This window comes from Trichlorobacter ammonificans, assembly GCF_933509905.1.
GTDB classification, from domain to species: domain Bacteria; phylum Desulfobacterota; class Desulfuromonadia; order Geobacterales; family Pseudopelobacteraceae; genus Trichlorobacter; species Trichlorobacter ammonificans.
Genome location: NZ_OW150024.1, coordinates 2610132 through 2626620, shown reverse-complemented (window position 1 = coordinate 2626620; position 16489 = coordinate 2610132). Strand labels below are relative to the sequence as shown.

Annotated in this window: 12 protein-coding genes and 1 tRNA gene; 4 read left to right on the top strand and 9 right to left on the bottom strand. The window is 59.8% G+C overall.

Features of this window, described 5'->3' with window-relative positions:
- The first annotated feature begins 122 nt into the window (after positions 1-122).
- The 3 genes from RAK07_RS12050 to RAK07_RS12040 all read left to right on the top strand — a co-directional run bounded on the left by RAK07_RS12050 (position 123) and on the right by RAK07_RS12040 (position 3104).
- The gene (locus tag RAK07_RS12050) at positions 123-1271 is read left to right on the top strand and encodes a plasmid replication initiation factor (protein WP_305733079.1); all 1149 of its coding nucleotides are present in this window, start codon (positions 123-125) and stop codon (positions 1269-1271) included.
- Positions 1249-1551 carry a helix-turn-helix domain-containing protein gene (locus RAK07_RS12045; protein ID WP_305733078.1) on the top strand — a complete coding sequence of 101 codons (303 nt, stop codon included), beginning with the start codon at positions 1249-1251 and terminating at the stop codon, positions 1549-1551. The genes RAK07_RS12050 and RAK07_RS12045 overlap by 23 nt, the downstream gene beginning before the upstream one ends.
- 236 nt (positions 1552-1787) lie before the next feature.
- Positions 1788-3104 carry an Arm DNA-binding domain-containing protein gene (locus RAK07_RS12040; RefSeq protein ID WP_305733077.1) on the top strand — a complete coding sequence of 439 codons (1317 nt, stop codon included), beginning with the start codon at positions 1788-1790 and terminating at the stop codon, positions 3102-3104.
- On the opposite strand, the gene RAK07_RS12035 is transcribed toward RAK07_RS12040, so the two are convergent.
- A tRNA-Gly gene (locus RAK07_RS12035) sits at positions 3105-3179 on the bottom strand.
- Positions 3180-3457: 278 nt separating this feature from the next.
- On the opposite strand from RAK07_RS12035, the gene RAK07_RS12030 reads away from it, so the two are divergent.
- Positions 3458-4537, top strand: a complete 1080-nt coding sequence (locus tag RAK07_RS12030) for a type IV pilus twitching motility protein PilT (RefSeq protein ID WP_305733076.1) — start codon at positions 3458-3460, stop codon at positions 4535-4537.
- A gap of 6 nt (positions 4538-4543) precedes the next feature.
- On the opposite strand, the gene RAK07_RS12025 is transcribed toward RAK07_RS12030, so the two are convergent.
- From RAK07_RS12025 to RAK07_RS11990, 8 genes are all read right to left on the bottom strand, one after another.
- Complete coding sequence (locus tag RAK07_RS12025; RefSeq protein WP_305733075.1) at positions 4544-6367, bottom strand: KUP/HAK/KT family potassium transporter; 1824 nt, start codon at positions 6365-6367, stop codon at positions 4544-4546.
- Between the two features lie 18 nt (positions 6368-6385).
- The gene (locus RAK07_RS12020) at positions 6386-8206 is read right to left on the bottom strand and encodes a KUP/HAK/KT family potassium transporter (protein WP_305733074.1); all 1821 of its coding nucleotides are present in this window, start codon (positions 8204-8206) and stop codon (positions 6386-6388) included.
- A 167-nt stretch (positions 8207-8373) separates the two neighbouring features.
- A complete protein-coding gene (locus RAK07_RS12015) occupies positions 8374-9072 on the bottom strand; it encodes a response regulator (protein ID WP_305733073.1) in 699 nt (232 codons plus the stop codon).
- Complete coding sequence (locus RAK07_RS12010; protein WP_305733072.1) at positions 9069-11756, bottom strand: DUF4118 domain-containing protein; 2688 nt, start codon at positions 11754-11756, stop codon at positions 9069-9071. Before RAK07_RS12010 ends, RAK07_RS12015 begins: the two co-directional genes overlap by 4 nt.
- Positions 11753-12322: a potassium-transporting ATPase subunit KdpC gene (kdpC, locus tag RAK07_RS12005; protein ID WP_305733071.1), complete on the bottom strand. Its 570-nt coding sequence runs from the start codon at positions 12320-12322 to the stop codon at positions 11753-11755. The genes RAK07_RS12010 and kdpC overlap by 4 nt, the downstream gene beginning before the upstream one ends.
- 51 nt (positions 12323-12373) lie before the next feature.
- Positions 12374-14443 (bottom strand): potassium-transporting ATPase subunit KdpB, encoded by a 2070-nt coding sequence (gene kdpB, locus RAK07_RS12000; protein WP_305733070.1) that lies wholly within the window; start codon positions 14441-14443, stop codon positions 12374-12376.
- Between the two features lie 2 nt (positions 14444-14445).
- Entirely contained in the window at positions 14446-16230 is a 1785-nt protein-coding gene (gene kdpA, locus RAK07_RS11995) for a potassium-transporting ATPase subunit KdpA (protein WP_305733069.1), read from the bottom strand.
- Complete coding sequence (locus tag RAK07_RS11990) at positions 16227-16463, bottom strand: hypothetical protein (RefSeq protein ID WP_305733068.1); 237 nt, start codon at positions 16461-16463, stop codon at positions 16227-16229. The genes kdpA and RAK07_RS11990 overlap by 4 nt, the downstream gene beginning before the upstream one ends.
- Between the last annotated feature and the right edge of the window lie 26 nt (positions 16464-16489).

Below are 16489 nucleotides of genomic sequence, written 5' to 3'. Positions count from 1 at the left end.
CATTCAAGGGCAGTATGGCCACCAACTGAAAATGGCCAACTGTCAGGTGAATACCATCACACTACACCAGGGGTGACGGTTCAACCGGAGCCCCTGGTGCCTCCTCCGAGTCACCCCCAAGCATGGCGTTATCTGTAACACGCCATGCGCTAAACCCACCCTGTGAAACATTTCGACTTTTGCTTTGCGGAATAGACAGTCTTGATCTTGGCTTGTTTGTCTCCTGGAATGCTGGTTGGTCTGAAGTCTGTAAAGACCTGGAAGCAAAAAAGCAGGCCTCCCAGGAAAACACATCCATCATCGAGTCAACCGACCTTGACCGTCAATTCCTGCACCTTCCCAGCGGCAAGCCGCCGAATTATCGCTACCATATCCAATTTCTGGAATATCACCTCTACCTCGCAAAATCTGACAAATACGGCAATTCCCCGAATGTCTATGTCTCAATCAGTTCCGCTGCCCTGTGGCATGAACCTTTTGCGTCCATTATAGACCTGCTGACCTTTGACCTGGAACACTTCGGCGGAATCATTGACCGCATCCAGCCCAGCCGCTGCGACCTGTCGGCAGACTTCCGCATCTGCCCGCCACCTGACTTTCCTTTCCTGGAACAGCACAAGGTATCCCGTAGCCGTTACATCAACACACACATCAACAGCGGCATCCTGGAAACCTTCTACAGTAGTTCGCCTGGATCACCGGTGCGGCTTCGTATCTATGACAAAGGCAAGGAAATCCAGAAAAGCAACAAGTATTGGTTCCTTGACCTCTGGGGGATTCACGATTCAGAAAACATCTGGCGGGTTGAATTTCAGCTACGCCGTTCTTTCCTACACCAATACCGGATAAAAACCCTTGAAGACCTCTGGGAAACGATCGGCGCTATCTGGGAATATCTGACAACGGAATGGTTCTCCTTGCGTCTGCCGGACAATGACAAGGCAGAACGCCGCACCATACATCCCTGGTGGGAAGCTGTCCGGGCCTGTGGTGAACTGCTGGGCGTCAATAACGGTGACCGCCGCCACTATGACAGCGATAAACCGCAGGAAATCAAGAAAATCCTGCCCCATGTCTATTCACGGATGATAACCATTGCCGCCCTGTCTGGTATCAAAGACCGTAAAGAATCAATCCGTAATCTGTATGACCTTCTTGAGCGTCATGGGGATGACCGTACATTCAAAGAAAAGCTTCAAGAGAAACTCTTTAAGCTCGGCTATCGGGGAACATTGGGAGGGGCAGACCATGACGATGACCTGCCATTCTGACAACGACCTGCTCACCGTGGAAGAGTTTGCCGACAAGCTCAAGGTATCGCGCACCACGGTCTTTGGCTGGCTGAAAAGCGGTCTGCTCCATGAAGGGACACATTACTTCAGGATCGGGCGCGTACTCCGCTTTGTCTGGGACACGGGACTCCTGCTGCACCAGAAGCGCAAAACAAAAGCCGCTGCACGAAACGTGCACCCCAGCAAGCCAGCCGCTAAAAAGACAAACCGTGTCCCCTCACAACCGGGGATCAACCTGGAATACGGGGCCGGTGGCTGATGATCCGGCTGAAAGCCGCACAGTAATGGCGCGTAAAAGGGTTTTCGCGCCATACAAAGCCAACTACCACGGCCGGAAACAACCCCGGAAGGGACGACGCGGGGAAGAAGGTTGAAAAACCACCATCGTTCCCCCGCGTCCTCCAAAGCAATAATTGCCAGATATATGAAATACCGCTATTCTCCCTCTCAGACTCAAGACACACCGAAGGGAGGTAACGGAAATGAGGCTATAGAATGAGAACCAAGAAAGGGATGCTGGCCCTGGAACAACCAGCAAAGCAGTTCGGCAGAGTTAAGCGCAGGAAAGACTCCTGCAAGCTCTACATCGACTTCTACTACTTCGGCCACCGGATTATTCGTTCCACTGAACTGGACGACACCCCGGCCAATGAACAGAAGGTCCGGGACTTCCTGAACAGGATTGGGGACCGGGTAGAGAAGGGAACCTTCAAATTCGCCGAAGCGTTCCCCGGAGCTAGCAGGAAGGAAAAAGCGTTCTTTACCAAACTGGAAGGCAGGGAGTACCGCCCGGAACCGCATAACGTCCTGTTCGGTGATTACGTCAAGGAATGGATGAAGACCATCTTCCCCACCTTTGGCTCCCCCACCAAACACCGGGACTATCAGGAAGCAATCCGGCGGATGCTGCCCCACTTCAAGAACCTGACCTTTCACCAGATCACCGGCCAGGAACTGTACAAGTTCACTGAAACGCTGAAATGGAAAACCGGCCCCAACAAGGGCAAGCCCCTGTCACGGGCGCGTAAGGTCAACATCCTGATACCCTTTCGGGCCATTTGGAATGACGCCTGCGACCATTACCGCTGGGTAATAAAAAACCCCTGCGACGGTATCCACAAAAAGCTGCCGAAGACCGAGAAGAAAGAACGCCTTGCCCTTCGCTTCCGCGATTGGCAACTGTTCCTTGAAAGCCTGGAAGAGCACTACCGCCCCATTGCGGAACTCATGATCCTGACCGGCATGATTGTTTCGGAAATGGCCGCCCTGACCAAAGACAGCATCCAGGGCGATTATCTCAAGCTGACCTCTTCGTATGTTCTCAAGAACGAGAAAAGCAGCTTGAAGACCGCCTTCCGCAAAAGGGATATCTACATCACCGACGCCATCAGAAAGCGATTGGATATCCTGGTTGCCAGGGCTACCACTCCGTATCTAGTCACATCCGCTAGGGGAAGCAGACTGCACAGCACCGACTTTGCCAAGGTCTGGAAAAAAGCAGTGGACAAGGCTGGTATTGCTCCCATGACCTCCTATACGGCTCGGCACACCTTCGCGGCCTGGGCCTTGACCATAGGAGTTAACCCCTTGCGGTTGGTTAAGCTCATGGGCCATGCTTCAAAACAGATGGTATATGAAGTCTACGGGAACTACGTGGAAGGACTTGAGGAGGACGCTGTGGCAATTCTGGACTACTTTGGACGTGACTTTATCGAGCCCCGGAAAAAGAAAAACCCGGCACTGTATGGGTACAGTACCGGGCACAGTCAAGGGATTGTCAAGCCTAACTACTTAATCCCATTATCTTATTAGTGGAGCGGGAAACGGGATTCGAACCCGCGACTTCAACCTTGGCAAGGTTGCACTCTACCACTGAGTTATTCCCGCGCTTGGACTTGCACTTATAGCAAACCGATTTTCGTGTGTCAACTGGTTTTCTTGTTGTTTGCATTCGGCGCGGCAAGGGGCGGTAAACGAACAGCCCTTTCCTGCTGAGGAAACAACAGTTACGTGTGTTCAGCCCAACCGAATCCCGTTCTGCATGCCGACTGACGTGCGTCTGCACCTGTGGACACCCTGGGATGGGAAATGGCGGTGGTACTGCGGAAGAAGGTGTTCATTCCCGAAACGCTGCGCGTTACGGTTACGTTGTGAGGAGATACGCTATGGCTAAGATTGATGCACTGTTCAGGATGATGAAGGAGCAAGGGGCGTCGGACCTGCATCTTTCGTCCGGTAATCCTCCCATCTTCCGCCTGCATGGCGAGATGGTGCGCCTTCAATTCAAGGCGCTGTCCCACGAGGAGTTGCTTCCGATCCTCTTTGAAATCCTGACCGATGAGCAAAGGACCCATTTCGAGGCCACCAACGATCTGGACTTCGCCTATGCGGTGCCGGAACTGGCCCGGTTCCGTGGTAATATCATGATGACCCATCGGGGGGTGGCCGCGGTATTCAGGATCATCCCGGCGAAGATTCTTTCCGCGGACCAGCTTGCCCTGCCGGATGGCGTGCGCCGGATGACGCTGTTCAAAAAGGGGTTGGTGCTGGTAACCGGTCCCACCGGCTCCGGCAAGTCAACTACCCTGGCCGCCATGATCGATCTGATCAATGCCACCCGCAAGGAACATATTCTGACGCTGGAAGATCCGCTGGAGTTCATCCACGAGAACAAGCAGTCGCTGCTCAATCAGCGCCAGATTGGGACACATACGAATTCGTTCTCTTCTGCCCTGCGGGCCGCCTTGCGGGAAGACCCCGATATCATCCTGGTGGGGGAGATGCGAGACCTGGAAACGATCCAACTGGCCATGAGCGCCGCCGAGACCGGCCACTTGGTGTTCGGCACCCTGCACACTAACACCGCCGCCAAGACCATTGACCGGATCATCGACGTCTTTCCCAAGGAGTCCCAGGACCAGGTGCGGACCATGCTCTCGGAGTCGCTGAAAGGGGTAGTCTGCCAGCAGTTGCTGAAAACCGCCGACGGTCACGGTCGGGTGGCCGCCCTGGAGATCATGTTGGGGACACCGGCCATCGGCAACCTGATCCGGGAGGGCAAGACCTTCCAGATACCGTCGATCATTCAGACCGCCAAGAAGGACGGCATGCAGTTGATGGACCAGCATCTGCTGGACCTGCTCAAGAGCAAGCGGATCAACCCGGAAGAAGCCTACCGCTGTGCCATCGACAAAAAACAGTTCGAGCAGTATCTGCCTCGGCAGGAGGCCGCCGCAGCCACGTAGACCGCCTTACATCTCGACCCTGGTGACCACTCCCTGCAGCTTGCTGGCCGGCAGCTTGTTGAACTGCACGAAGTTGGGGGTCAGTTTCTTGATGGTGGCAAAGACCTTCCAGAGCGGATTGGCGGTGCTGATATCCTCGATGCCGTAGAAGATCACCTTTTCTCTGATGCCGTGGGCATGCAGTTGCCGCTCGATGTCGATCACCTCCATATATCCCGCCCGAATCTCAAAGAACTCGAGTCCCGACGCCACAGCAGGCAGATGGCTGCATTCCACGCCAAAGGGGTCGTCGGTGCGCACGATGGAGATAAAAATGTTGCGCTCGTAGATGATGTTGCTGCGAATGATGCAATGCACCACATAGGGAGGGACCACATCCAGCCCTTTGACGAAAAACAGTGCCGTGCCGGGGATGTTCCTGCCTTTTGCAAATATCTGCGCGAATGAGAGCAGGAACGTCTCCAGGTCCAGCGGCTTGAGGGCGTGGTAGAGAGCCCGTTGCCCCCTGGTCCAGATCATGATGGTGACAAAGGGGATGGCGGCCAGGATGATGGACCAGTAGGCGCCGTGGGGAATCTTGGAAAAGGTGGAGACGAAGTAGACCAGATCCAGCAACGCCACCAGCACCACGATCGGTACCTTCCATTTTTTCATGGTATTGGCGAAGACCAGGATCATCATGGTGGCGGTGATGGTCATGGAGCCGGTCACCGCCATGCCGTAGGCCGCTGCCAGGTTCTGCGACTTCTGGAAGAAGAACATGACGAAGATGACGGCTATCATCAGCATCCAGTTAACGGCACCGATGTAGATCTGTGACTGGATATGGCTGGAGGTGTAGTCGACCTTCAACAGCGGCATCAGGCGAGTGGTGATCCCCTGGTAGACGATGGAGAAGACCCCGCTGATGATGGCCTGGGAAGCGATGATGGTGGCCATGACGGTCAGCAGCAGGAACGGGATGTACAGCAGGGGAGCCTGGTGCCTGATCATGGAGAACAGGATGTTGGTGGCGTCCGGGTGCTGGATGATGAACGCCCCCTGGCCCAGGTAGTTCAGGTACAGGGCGAAAAAGACGAAATACCACGCCCGGACGATCGGCTTGCGTCCCAGGTGCCCCATGTCGGCATAGAGCGCTTCGCCGCCGGTGGCGCACAGAATGACTTCGGAGAGGACAAAGAACGAGGACAGGCCGTTGTTGCTGAAAAATTCAACGGCGTAGTGGGGGCTGACCGCCGCCACAATACCCGGCATGCTGGAGATGGAGACAGCACCCGACACCAGTAACGACAGGAAGTACACAGCCATGACCGGGCCGAAAATGCCGGCCATCCGGTCGGTGCCGCGGGACTGGAAGAAAAACAGGGTAAAAGCGATCAGGGCGGCGATCCCCACCAGCATCCCCTGCTTCATGCCGGACAGTGCCGGAATCAGCAGCATCCCTTCCACGGCGGACAGTATTGAAATCGCCGGGGTGATGACGCCGTCCCCCAGCAGCAGGGATACCCCCAGGAACGAAAGAAAGCCGGCAAAGGCCAGCAGCCTCCCCTTCTTCAGCATCCTGATCAGGATTTCCCGAAGGACGATCTCCCCACCCTGCCCCTTGCGTCCCAGGGACATGGCCAGCCAGGCGTATTCGACAGTTACCAGGATGGTCATGGTCCAGAAAACCAGGGAGAGGATGCCGTAGACGTTCCCGAGCGTGGGCTTCGTCAGGGTGAAGACAACGGTGAGGGTGTAGATCGGACTGGTGCCGATATCGCCGAACACCAGCCCCAGTGCCTTGACGATACCGCCCCAGAAGGAGTCGTTTTCCTGTGTGTGTGACATGGTACTCCCATGCCGGCGTTACATCTCCACGCGGGTTACCACCCCCTGGAGCCGAGCAGCCGGCAGCTTGTTGAACTGTACGAAGTTCGGTGTCTGACGCTTGATAGTCGAAAACAGCTTCCAAATCAAGTTATTGGTGGCTATGTCCTCAACGCCGTAGAAGATGACCTTCTCCCTGATGCCGTTTTTCCGCAACAATTCCTCGATGCTGAGAAGTTCCATGTACCCTGCGCTGATTTCGAACACGTCGAGGCCAGTGGCAAGCCCTTCGATGAGCGTGGTGTCGACGCCGTAGGGCTCATCGGTGCGGATCAGGGAGATGAAGATGTTGCGCTCGTAGATGATGTTGCTGCGGATGATGCAGTGGGCCACATAGGGGGGGACCACCGTATGTTCCTTGACAAAGAACAGGGCCGTGCCGGGGATGTTCCGTCCCTTGGCGTAAATCTGCTCATAGGAGAGCCGGAAGGTGTCCAGATCGAGCGGCCGCATGGCGCGGTACAGGGCTCGCTGTCCCCGGGTCCAGACCATGATGGTTATGAAGGGAATCAACGCCAGGATGATGGACCAGTAGCCGCCGTGGGGAAACTTGTTCAGATTGGCGGTCAGGAACGCGAAGTCCAGCAGGGTGACCAGCAGGGCGATCGGCACTTTCCATTTCTTGGTGGTGCGGGCAAAGATCATGGTCATCATGATGCCGGTGATGGTCATGGTGCCGGTCACCGCCAGGCCGTAAGCGGCGGCCAGGTTTTCCGATTTCCGGAATACCAGCATGATCAGGATCACCAGGGCCAGGAGCACCCAGTTGACCGAGCCGATGTAGATCTGGGACTTCAGGTGGCTTGAGGTGTACTCCACCTTCAGGAGCGGCAGAATCCGGGTGGTGACCCCCTGGTAGACGATGGAATAGACGCCGCTGATCAGGGCCTGGGAGGCGATGACCGTGGCCATGATCGTCAGGACCAGGAAGGGGATATAGAGGAACGCCGCTTCGTGGCGCACCATGCCGAACAGGATGTTGGTGGCTTCCGGGTGGTTGATGATGTAGGCCCCCTGGCCCAGGTAGTTGATGACCAGGGCGGTGAACACGAAATACCAGGCCCGGACGATCGGCTTGCGTCCCAGGTGCCCCATGTCGGCGTAGAGCGCTTCGCCGCCGGTGGCGCAGAGGATGACTTCGGACAGGACAAAGAAGCCGGCCAGGCCGTTGTCCCTCAGGAACTGGAGGGCGTACCAGGGATTGATCGCCTTGACCACCATGGGGTGATCCACAATGGAGACCACCCCCGAGACGGTCAGGGCCAGGAACCAGACCACCATCAGCGGTCCGAAGGCGCTGGCCACCCGGTCGGTTCCCTTGCTTTGGAAAATGAACAGACCCACGGCGATGATGGCCGCAATCAGGATCAGGATGTTCTGGGAGGTGTGCTCAAGTCCGGGGATCAGTTCCAGACCTTCCACGGCTGAAAGGATCGAGATGGCCGGCGTGATGACGCCGTCGCCGATCAGCAGGCAGATGCCGACGTAGGAGAGAAAGGTGACAAATGCCAGCCGCCGGCCCGGTTTGAGCATCCTGACCAGAATCTCCCGCAGAACGATGGTACCCCCTTCTCCTTTGCGTCCCAGGGACATGGCCAGCCAGGCGTACTCCACCATGACCAGCAGGATCAGGGTCCAGACGATCAGGGAAATAATGCCGTAGATGCTCTGCTGGGAAGGTTTTGTGAGGGTGACGATGACGGTCAGGGTATAGATCGGGCTGGTGCCGATATCGCCGAACACCAGCCCCATGGATTTGACGATGCCGCCCCAGTATGAAGCGGCTTCGGACTGTTTCATGAATTCGTCTCCGGACAGGCAGCGGTGAGGGCAACAAAAAAGTCGTCAGCCGTTGCCGACGACCCGGGAGCCCATACTTATTCATTGTAGGTATCGCCACATCAAGCCGGTGTCAAGATGTGCCGGAGGTCTGTCAAGAAAACATCAAGAAGGTTGGTGCGGCGGGGTCAGAGCAGGCGATAGCCGACCCCGGGCTCGGTGATGATGTGGCAGGGCTGGGTGGGGGTGATTTCGATCTTGCGGCGCAGGTTGCTGATATTGACCCGCAGCACATGGGGCTGCTCCAGGTAGGCCGGTCCCCAGATCCTGTTCAGGATATGGCGGTGGGTCAGCACCTTGCCGGCATGGGTGACCAGCAGCTTGAGCAGGTCGTACTCCGTGGGGGTGAGCTGAACCGTTTCGCCCCGCACAACGACACGGCGCTTTTCGAGATCCATTTCCAGATCATCGCTGCGGAACACCGGTTCGGGGATCTGTTGCTGCGCCCGGCGCAGCATGGCCCTGATCCGGGCCAGCAGTTCGCCGACCCCGAACGGTTTGGTCAGGTAATCGTCCGCACCGGCATCAAGGGCCGCGATCTTGTCCGACTCCCGCTCCCGCACCGACAGTACGATGATCGGGGTGGGGGCCCATTCCCTGATTCGGGCGATCACCTCAATGCCGTCCATATCCGGCAGGCCCAGGTCGAGCAGGACGACGTCGGGCCGGACGGCGGCGGTCACCGACAGGCCGCTGTGACCGCTGTCCGCCTCGTACAGGGCAAATTCGTCGGCAGGCAGGACGGTGTGCAGAAAACGGCGGATAGCCGCCTCGTCGTCGATGATCAGAATGCGGGGAAGATTTCGCTCGGTACGCTCCGGGGTCATGATGTCGTCCTTACGTGATTCTGGGTAAGGGGCAGCCGCACGGTCACGACAAGGCCGCCTCCGGTCCGGTTTTCCGCGCTGATGTCGCCGCCGTGGGCCTCCACGATTCCCTTGCAGATGGAAAGGCCCAGGCCGGTGCCGCCGGCTCCTTCCGGAACCGGTATGCGGTAAAACTTGTCGAACACCCGCTTCAGGTCATGCTCCGGCACCCCGGGGCCACGGTCGGCAACGGTCAGTACCAGCCGGTTCCGTTCCACCGAGCCGGCCAGCTCCAGGGGGGTGTCCGGCGACGAATATTTAAGGGCATTGTCCAGGATGTTGACCAGCACTTGGGTCATCAACACCATATCCAGCGGCACCAGCGGCAGGTCGTCCGGCAGGAGGGTGCTGATCGATCGGTCGCCAAGCCGCGGCTTGACTGCTGCCAGGGCGCAGCCGGCCAGATCCTGCATGTCGCACGGTTCCAGGTTCAGCCTGACCGCTCCGGCCTCGATGCGGCTCATATCCAGCAGGTTGGCCACAAAGCGGTTCAGGCGTTCCGCCTCGTCGCAGGCGGTTTCCAGCAGGGCCTGCTTCGCACCGGGCGGTACCTCGTCGGGGCTGTCCCGCAGGGTGGTCAGAGCCCCGGTGACGGTTACCAGCGGAGTTCGCAGGTCGTGGGAGATGGAGTTGAGCAGGGCCCGCTCCAGATTTTCCCGTGCCTGCAGAATCTGGGCCTGCTCCGCCTGGTGCGAGAACCGGATCCGTTCGATGGCCATGGCAGCCTGGGTGGCAAACGCTTCCAGCAGGCGCCGGTTGTCCTGGGAGTGGTAGGCATGGTCGTCCTCAAGCCTGATGCCGAGTATCCCCAGAACGCTGGCCGGGGTCTGGAGCGGCAGGTAGACCAGCTCGGCGGAAACCAGGGTGTCGGTGGTGCGTCCGGCCGGATGGTTGTTGCGGAACGCCCAGTCGGCAACCGCCTGCTCTTTGACGTCCAGGGTCAGGCCGTTGCTGGTGGCCATAATGTCGAGCCGCTCTCCTTCCGGAAGAAGGATGGCCACTTGGGCGTTCAGCGCCTCCTCGATATTGCGCACCATGGCGCTCAGCACGGCATCGATGTCGACCGCAGCGGCAAGATCCCGGCTCAGATAATACAGGCTGGCGGTATGCAGCTCCCGGGCCCGCATGACGTCGGCCCGCTCCCGGGCACGGACCACCAGGGTGCTGATGACAAGGCCGACGCTGAACAGGGCGATAAAGGTAATAATGTACTGGGTGTCTGCCACGGCAAAGGTCAGGAAGGGAGGGACAAAAAAGAAGTCAAAGGCCAGGACCCCCAGCAGGGCGGTCAGCATCGCCGGTTTGCGTTCAAGGCGGACCGCCGCCAGCACCACTGCCAGGAGGTAGATCATCACCATGTTGGTCGGTTCCAGGAACGGCCGGACCAGGGCACAGAGCATGGTTGCCACGGTTACCAGGACAATACTTGCCGCGTAGCCCCGGATCCGGACAGGTTGTCGTCGTGGCGGCGTTTCTCGGGAGGAAGACCTGCCGGTGGATTCGAAGCTGACCACAACCACGTCGACGGCACCGCTCCGGCGGATGACCCGATCCACGATGGGGGGCTGGAGCAGTTCGCGCCAGCGGGGCCTATCCGGTTTGCCCATGACGATCTTGGTGATGTTGTGGCGACCGGCATACTCCATGATCGCGTCGGTGACGTCCGTGGCGGTCACGGTGGCCACCTGGGCCCCCAGGCTTTCGGCAAGGCGGAGGTTCTGCCAGATCCGTTGCCGGTTTTCGTGAACCTGCCGCCCCCCTGCCGGTGTTTCGATATAGACGGTGAACCAGGTGGCTTTCAGCTCCTCAGCGAGTCGGCAGGTGGCGCGGATCAGCTTCTCACTGTAGGGACTGCCGCTGACGCAGACCAGCAGCCGTTCCGCCGTGGCCCAGGGACCGGGGATCGCCTGGGTCTCCATGTAGGCCCGCATCTGGTCGTCCACCCGGGCTGCGGTTCTGCGCAGGGACAGTTCCCTGAGCGCCATCAGGTTGCCCGGCCGGAAGAACTTCTCAATGGCCTTGGCTGCCTGGTCGGCCACGTATACCTTGCCTTCGTGCAGCCGTTGCAGCAGATCTTCGGGCGGAATATCGATCAGCCGGATCTCGAAGGCCAGGTCCAGCAGCCGGTCCGGCACGGTTTCCCGCACCGTGACGCCGGTGATGCGGGCCACCACATCGTTCAGGCTTTCAAAGTGCTGGATATTGACCGTGGTATAGACATCGATTCCCGCTTCGAGGATTTCCTCCACGTCCTGCCAGCGCTTTTCGTGGCGGGAACCGGGAGCGTTCGAATGGGCCAGTTCGTCAACCAGGACGATCTGGGGCTTGCGGGCCAGAATGGCGTCGAGGTCCATTTCCGGCAGTGCGACCCCGGCGTAGGGTACCTGCTTGCGGGGAACGATTTCCAGCCCCCCCAGCAGGGCATCGGTCTCAGACCGGCCATGGGATTCCACATAGCCCACCACCAGGTCGCGGCCGTCGGCCTTCCGTTTGCGGGCCGCCTCCAGCATGGCGTAGGTCTTTCCCACGCCGGCGGCATAGCCGAGGAATATCTTCAGCTTGCCCAGCTCGGCGGTCACTTCTTCGGCCTGGGCCAGTTTCAGCATCGCCTCCGGGGTGGGGCGTATGTCGTCGGAGACGGTCATGGCTGGAGTGTAGCCAAATTGAGATTCAATACAAGCACATTGACCCGCGGCTCTCCCAGCAGTCCGAACTGTCGCCCTTCCGTGGTCCGGGCAACCAGCGCGGCAACCGCATCCTCGCTCAGGCCCCGCGACCGGGCCACCCGCGGTATCTGCAGCCGGGCCGACGCAACGGAGATATGGGGGTCAATCCCGCTGGCCGATGCCTGCGCCAGGTCGGCCGGAATGGGGCCGGTGATGCCGCCGGCGCGCAGGTCCGCAACCCGCCCCGCAACGATCTTCAGGTAGTCGGGGTTGGTGGGGCCGGCATTGGAGCCGCCGGATGCTGCGGGATTATAGCCGAATTCCGCGGTGGCCGACGGGCGGGGCCAGAAGTACTGCGGGTCGCTGAAGGGCTGGCCGATCAGGACGGAGCCGATCTCCTTGCCGTCCTTTCCGCTGATGAAGCTGCCGTTGGCCTGCCTGGGGAACACTGCCTGGGCAATGCCGGTGACCGCCAGGGGGTAGATACCGCCACAGATAACGGTGAAGGTAATGAACAGCAGAATGGCTGCTTTCAGGTCGTTCATCCGGTTGTCTCCTTTTCGTCGGACCGGTACGACCGGTCCGACATGTCCGACTTACACCAGCATCCCGATAACCATATCAATGGCCTTGATCCCCACGAACGGCGCCACCAGTCCACCCGCGCCGTAGATCAGCAGATTGTGAATCAGCAGCCGTTCCGCCGGCATGGGGCGGAACTTCGTGCCCCTCAACGCCAGCGGCACCAGCAGCGGAATGATCAGGGCATTGAAGATCACCGCCGACAGAATCGCCGAGAGCGGTGTCGCCAGATGCATGACGTTGAGGGCGCCCAACTGCGGATAGACCGAAATCATCATGGCCGGGATGATGGCGAAATATTTGGCCACGTCGTTACTGATGCTGAAGGTGGTCAGGTTACCCCGGGTCATGAGGATCTGCTTGCCCACCTCGACGATATCCAGCAGCTTGGTGGGGTTGGAGTCCAGATCGATGATGTTGGCTGCCTCCCGGGCCGGCTGGGTGCCGGTGTTCATGGCCACCGCCACATCGGCCTGGGCCAGGGCCGGGGCGTCGTTGGTGCCGTCGCCGGTCATGGCCACCATGAAACCGGCCTCCTGGTTCTCCCGGATCAGGCGCAGCTTGTCCTCCGGTTTCGCCTGGGCCAGAAAGTCGTCCACCTGGGCCTCGGCGGCAATGGCGGCGGCGGTGAGGGGATTGTCGCCGGTGATCATCACCGTCTTGATCCCCATGCTGCGCAGTTGCAGGAAGCGCTCCTGGATGCCGGTCTTGACGATATCCTTCAGATTGACCACGCCGATGATTTCACTGGTGCGGCAGACTACCAGCGGCGTGGCGCCGGCCCGGGCGATTTTGTGAACCACCTCGGCCAGTTCTGCGGGGATGGTTGTGCCACCCAGCTTTTTTACAAAGGCGACGGTTGCATCGGAAGCGCCCTTGCGGAACTGTTCGCCATGGGCGTTGATGCCGGAGAGGCGGGTTTCGGCACTGAAGTCGATCACTTCAGCACCGGCCGGCGGTGCTTCCATGACGAACCCGTAGTTCTGCCGGGCCAGAGCCACGATACTGCGCCCCTCCGGGGTCTCATCGGCGATGGAGGCCATCAGGGCCGCCTGCGCCAGCTCCTGCTCACCATGCCCCCCCACGGGGACGAACGCCACCGCTTCCCGGTTGCCATGGGTGATGGTGCCGGTCTTGTCCAAAAGCAGCACGTTCACATCGCCGGCAGCCTCGATGGCCCGACCGGAGAGGGCAATAACGTTCTTCTGGAACAGCCGGTCCATGCCGGCGATACCGATGGCCGGCAGCAGGGCGGCAATGGTGGTGGGGGCCAGGCAGACGAACAGGGCGGTCAGCACGGTGAGCGACACCGGTTGCCCCTGGCCGGCGGCCGTGACGCTGTAGATGGAGAGCGGACTGATATTGATGCAGACCAGCAGAAACACCAGGGTCAGGGCGATCAACAGCACCTCCAGGGCGATCTCGTTGGGGGTCTTGCGGCGCTTGGCCCCCTCGATCAGGGAGATCATCCGGTCTAGGAAAGTTTCGCCGGGGTTGGCGGTGATCCTGACGATGATGCTGTTGGCGATGACCATGGTACCGCCGGTGACGGCACTGCGGTCCCCCCCGGACTCCCGCACCACCGGTGCCGACTCGCCGGTCACCGCCGCCTCGTTCACCAGGGCTGCCCCGGCAATGACGTCGCCGTCACCGGCAATCATCTCACCCGCTTCCACCAGGATCAGGTCACCTTTGCGCAGCTGGCTCGCTCCCACGGTGGTGAAGGCGCTGCCGAACTCCGGCCGGGACAGGAGCTTGGCGGTGACGCTGGTACGGGACGAGCGGAGACTGGCGGCCCGGGCCTTGCCGCGTCCTTCGGCCAGCGCCTCGGAGAACGTCGAGAAGATCACCGTCAGCCAGAGCCACGCCGAAACCAGGCCGGTGAACCAGGCCGGCTCCAGGTTGGCGCCGGTGAGCGACATGACGAAGGTCACCAGGGTGATGACACTGGCGATCTCCACGCAGAGCATGACCGGATTACGCCACAGTTCAACCGGGTTCAGTTTTTTAAACGATGCCGCCAGCGCCGGGCGCAGGATACGGGTATCAAACAGGGATACCGGTTCAGGTTTGTGTAGCGACATGGTCAGGTACCTCCCACCATGGTCAGGTGTTCGACGATCGGCCCCAGCGACAGGGCCGGAAAAAAGGTGAGCGCCCCGATGATCAGGATCACCAGGGTAAGCCAGAGGGCGAACGGTACCTTGTCCGTGGGCAGCGTCCCCAGGCTGGGAGGGACGTACTTCTTCTCCGCCAGGGAGCCGGCCATGGCCAGCACCGCCACCGCCGGGACATAGCGCCCAAGGATCATGGCCAGGGAGCCCCAAAGATTGTAGAAATTGACGTTGGCGTTCAGGCCGGCAAAGGCACTGCCGTTGTTGTTGGCCATGGAGGCGAAGGCGTAGAGCACTTCACTGAGGCCATGGGCGCCGGGATTAGCCATGGAGGCCACTGCGGAGGGGGTGATCATGGCAATGGCAGTGACGATCAACACCGTGATCCCGGCAATGAGTACCGTGATGATGGACAGCCACATTTCCCGCACCTCGATCTTCTTACCTAGATACTCCGGGGTGCGACCGATCATGAGGCCGGAGATGAACACGGCGATGATCGCAAAAGCGAGCATGGTGTAGAGCCCCGATCCTACTCCGCCGAAGACGATCTCGCCGAGGAGCATGAGACTCAAGGGGACCATGCCGCCAAGCGGGGTGAGGGAGTCGTGCATGGCGGCTACGGCGCCGCATGATGTGCCGGTGGTGGCCACCTCGAACAGGGTGGTGCCGGCCAGACCGAAGCGGAGATCTTTTCCCTCCATGTTGGGGCCGCTGACGCCGAGCTTGGCCACCAGCGGATTACCGCCGGCCTCTGCCCACTGGAGCGCGCCGAAGGAGGCAAGAAGCAGAACGAGCATGACTCCCAGGATGGCCCACCCCTGGCGGGTATTCCCCACCATGACCCCGAAGGTGTAGGTCAGGCTGCCGGGGATGAGGAGGATCAGCAGGATCTCGAACAGGTGGGAAAACGGGGTCGGATTTTCGTAGGGGTGGGCAGAGTTGGCGTTAAAGAAGCCGCCACCGTTGGTCCCCAGTTCCTTGATCGCCTCCTGGGAGGCCACCGGCCCCATGGGGATAACGACCTCCTTGGCAGTCACGCTCTCGGTCAGCGGGTTCCCCCTGGCATCCTTGACCGGGTCCCCCTTGGCGTCCTTTTTCGGCGTGTCGTAGGTGATCGGCTGGACAAGCGGTACGGTCTTGTAGGCGCTGAAATTCTGGATCGCTCCCTGGGAGACCAGAACCAGGGCAGCCACCAGCGAGATGGGCAGCAGCACGTAGAGCGTGCAGCGGGTCAGGTCCACCCAGAAGTTACCGAGCTGGTTGGTGCGCCGCCGGGCAAAACCGCGAATCACGGCGATGGCCACGGCAATGCCGGTGGCAGCTGAGACGAAATTATGCACCGTGAGTCCCACCATCTGGGTGAAGTAGCTGGCGGCCTGTTCACCGACGTATGCCTGCCAGTTGGTGTTGGTGACGAAGCTGACCGCGGTATTGAGCGCCAGTTGCCAGGAGAACGCCGGGAGCTTCTGCGGGTTGAGCGGCAGCAGGTGCTGGGTCATGAGGATTGCGAAAAGCGATACGAACAGCACACTATTGAAGAGGATCAGACACCGGGCATAGCGCTTCCAGTCCATTTCCTCATCCGGCGCTACCCCGCAGAGACGGTAGATCAGGCGTTCGCAGGGGGCGAGTACCGGCGTGATGACGGTCCGTTCCCCCTGGAATACCCTGGCCATGAAGCCGCCAAACGGCTTGATCAGAGCCAGCAGTACCGCAAAGAACACTCCGGTTTGCATCCACTCGTAGGGGTTCATGATCGCTTCTCCTTGGCACTGCATCCGTCGTCCAGATGCAGTAGTTGCCGGGCTATGCCGACGGAGATCAGTTCCCACTGTTGCCGCTCCCGGTTGAACACCGGTACCTGGCTGCAGTCGTGCAGGGGCGGAGCAATGGTGGTCATCCCCTCCTCTTCTGCAAGCATACCAGCATCCTCGAATGTTTCACCTGCGTACAGACCGTTTTCCACGTTGAACAAGTAGACCTTCATGGCCCGTTCCTCCGGTGGTGTAGGAG

Excerpts from the sequence above, each read along its gene's own strand:
- RAK07_RS12025 (WP_305733075.1), bottom strand. The coding sequence starts at position 6,367 with ATGTCACACACACAGGAAAACGACTCCTTCTGGGGCGGTATCGTCAAG.
- RAK07_RS12010 (WP_305733072.1), bottom strand. The coding sequence starts at position 11,756 with ATGACCGTCTCCGACGACATACGCCCCACCCCGGAGGCGATGCTGAAA.
- RAK07_RS11990 (WP_305733068.1), bottom strand. The coding sequence starts at position 16,463 with ATGAAGGTCTACTTGTTCAACGTGGAAAACGGTCTGTACGCAGGTGAA.
- kdpC (WP_305733071.1), bottom strand. The coding sequence starts at position 12,322 with ATGAACGACCTGAAAGCAGCCATTCTGCTGTTCATTACCTTCACCGTT.
- RAK07_RS12015 (WP_305733073.1), bottom strand. The coding sequence starts at position 9,072 with ATGACCCCGGAGCGTACCGAGCGAAATCTTCCCCGCATTCTGATCATC.
- RAK07_RS12030 (WP_305733076.1), top strand. The coding sequence starts at position 3,458 with ATGGCTAAGATTGATGCACTGTTCAGGATGATGAAGGAGCAAGGGGCG.
- kdpB (WP_305733070.1), bottom strand. The coding sequence starts at position 14,443 with ATGTCGCTACACAAACCTGAACCGGTATCCCTGTTTGATACCCGTATC.
- RAK07_RS12050 (WP_305733079.1), top strand. The coding sequence starts at position 123 with ATGGCGTTATCTGTAACACGCCATGCGCTAAACCCACCCTGTGAAACA.
- RAK07_RS12045 (WP_305733078.1), top strand. The coding sequence starts at position 1,249 with ATGACGATGACCTGCCATTCTGACAACGACCTGCTCACCGTGGAAGAG.
- RAK07_RS12020 (WP_305733074.1), bottom strand. The coding sequence starts at position 8,206 with ATGAAACAGTCCGAAGCCGCTTCATACTGGGGCGGCATCGTCAAATCC.
- kdpA (WP_305733069.1), bottom strand. The coding sequence starts at position 16,230 with ATGAACCCCTACGAGTGGATGCAAACCGGAGTGTTCTTTGCGGTACTG.
- RAK07_RS12040 (WP_305733077.1), top strand. The coding sequence starts at position 1,788 with ATGAGAACCAAGAAAGGGATGCTGGCCCTGGAACAACCAGCAAAGCAG.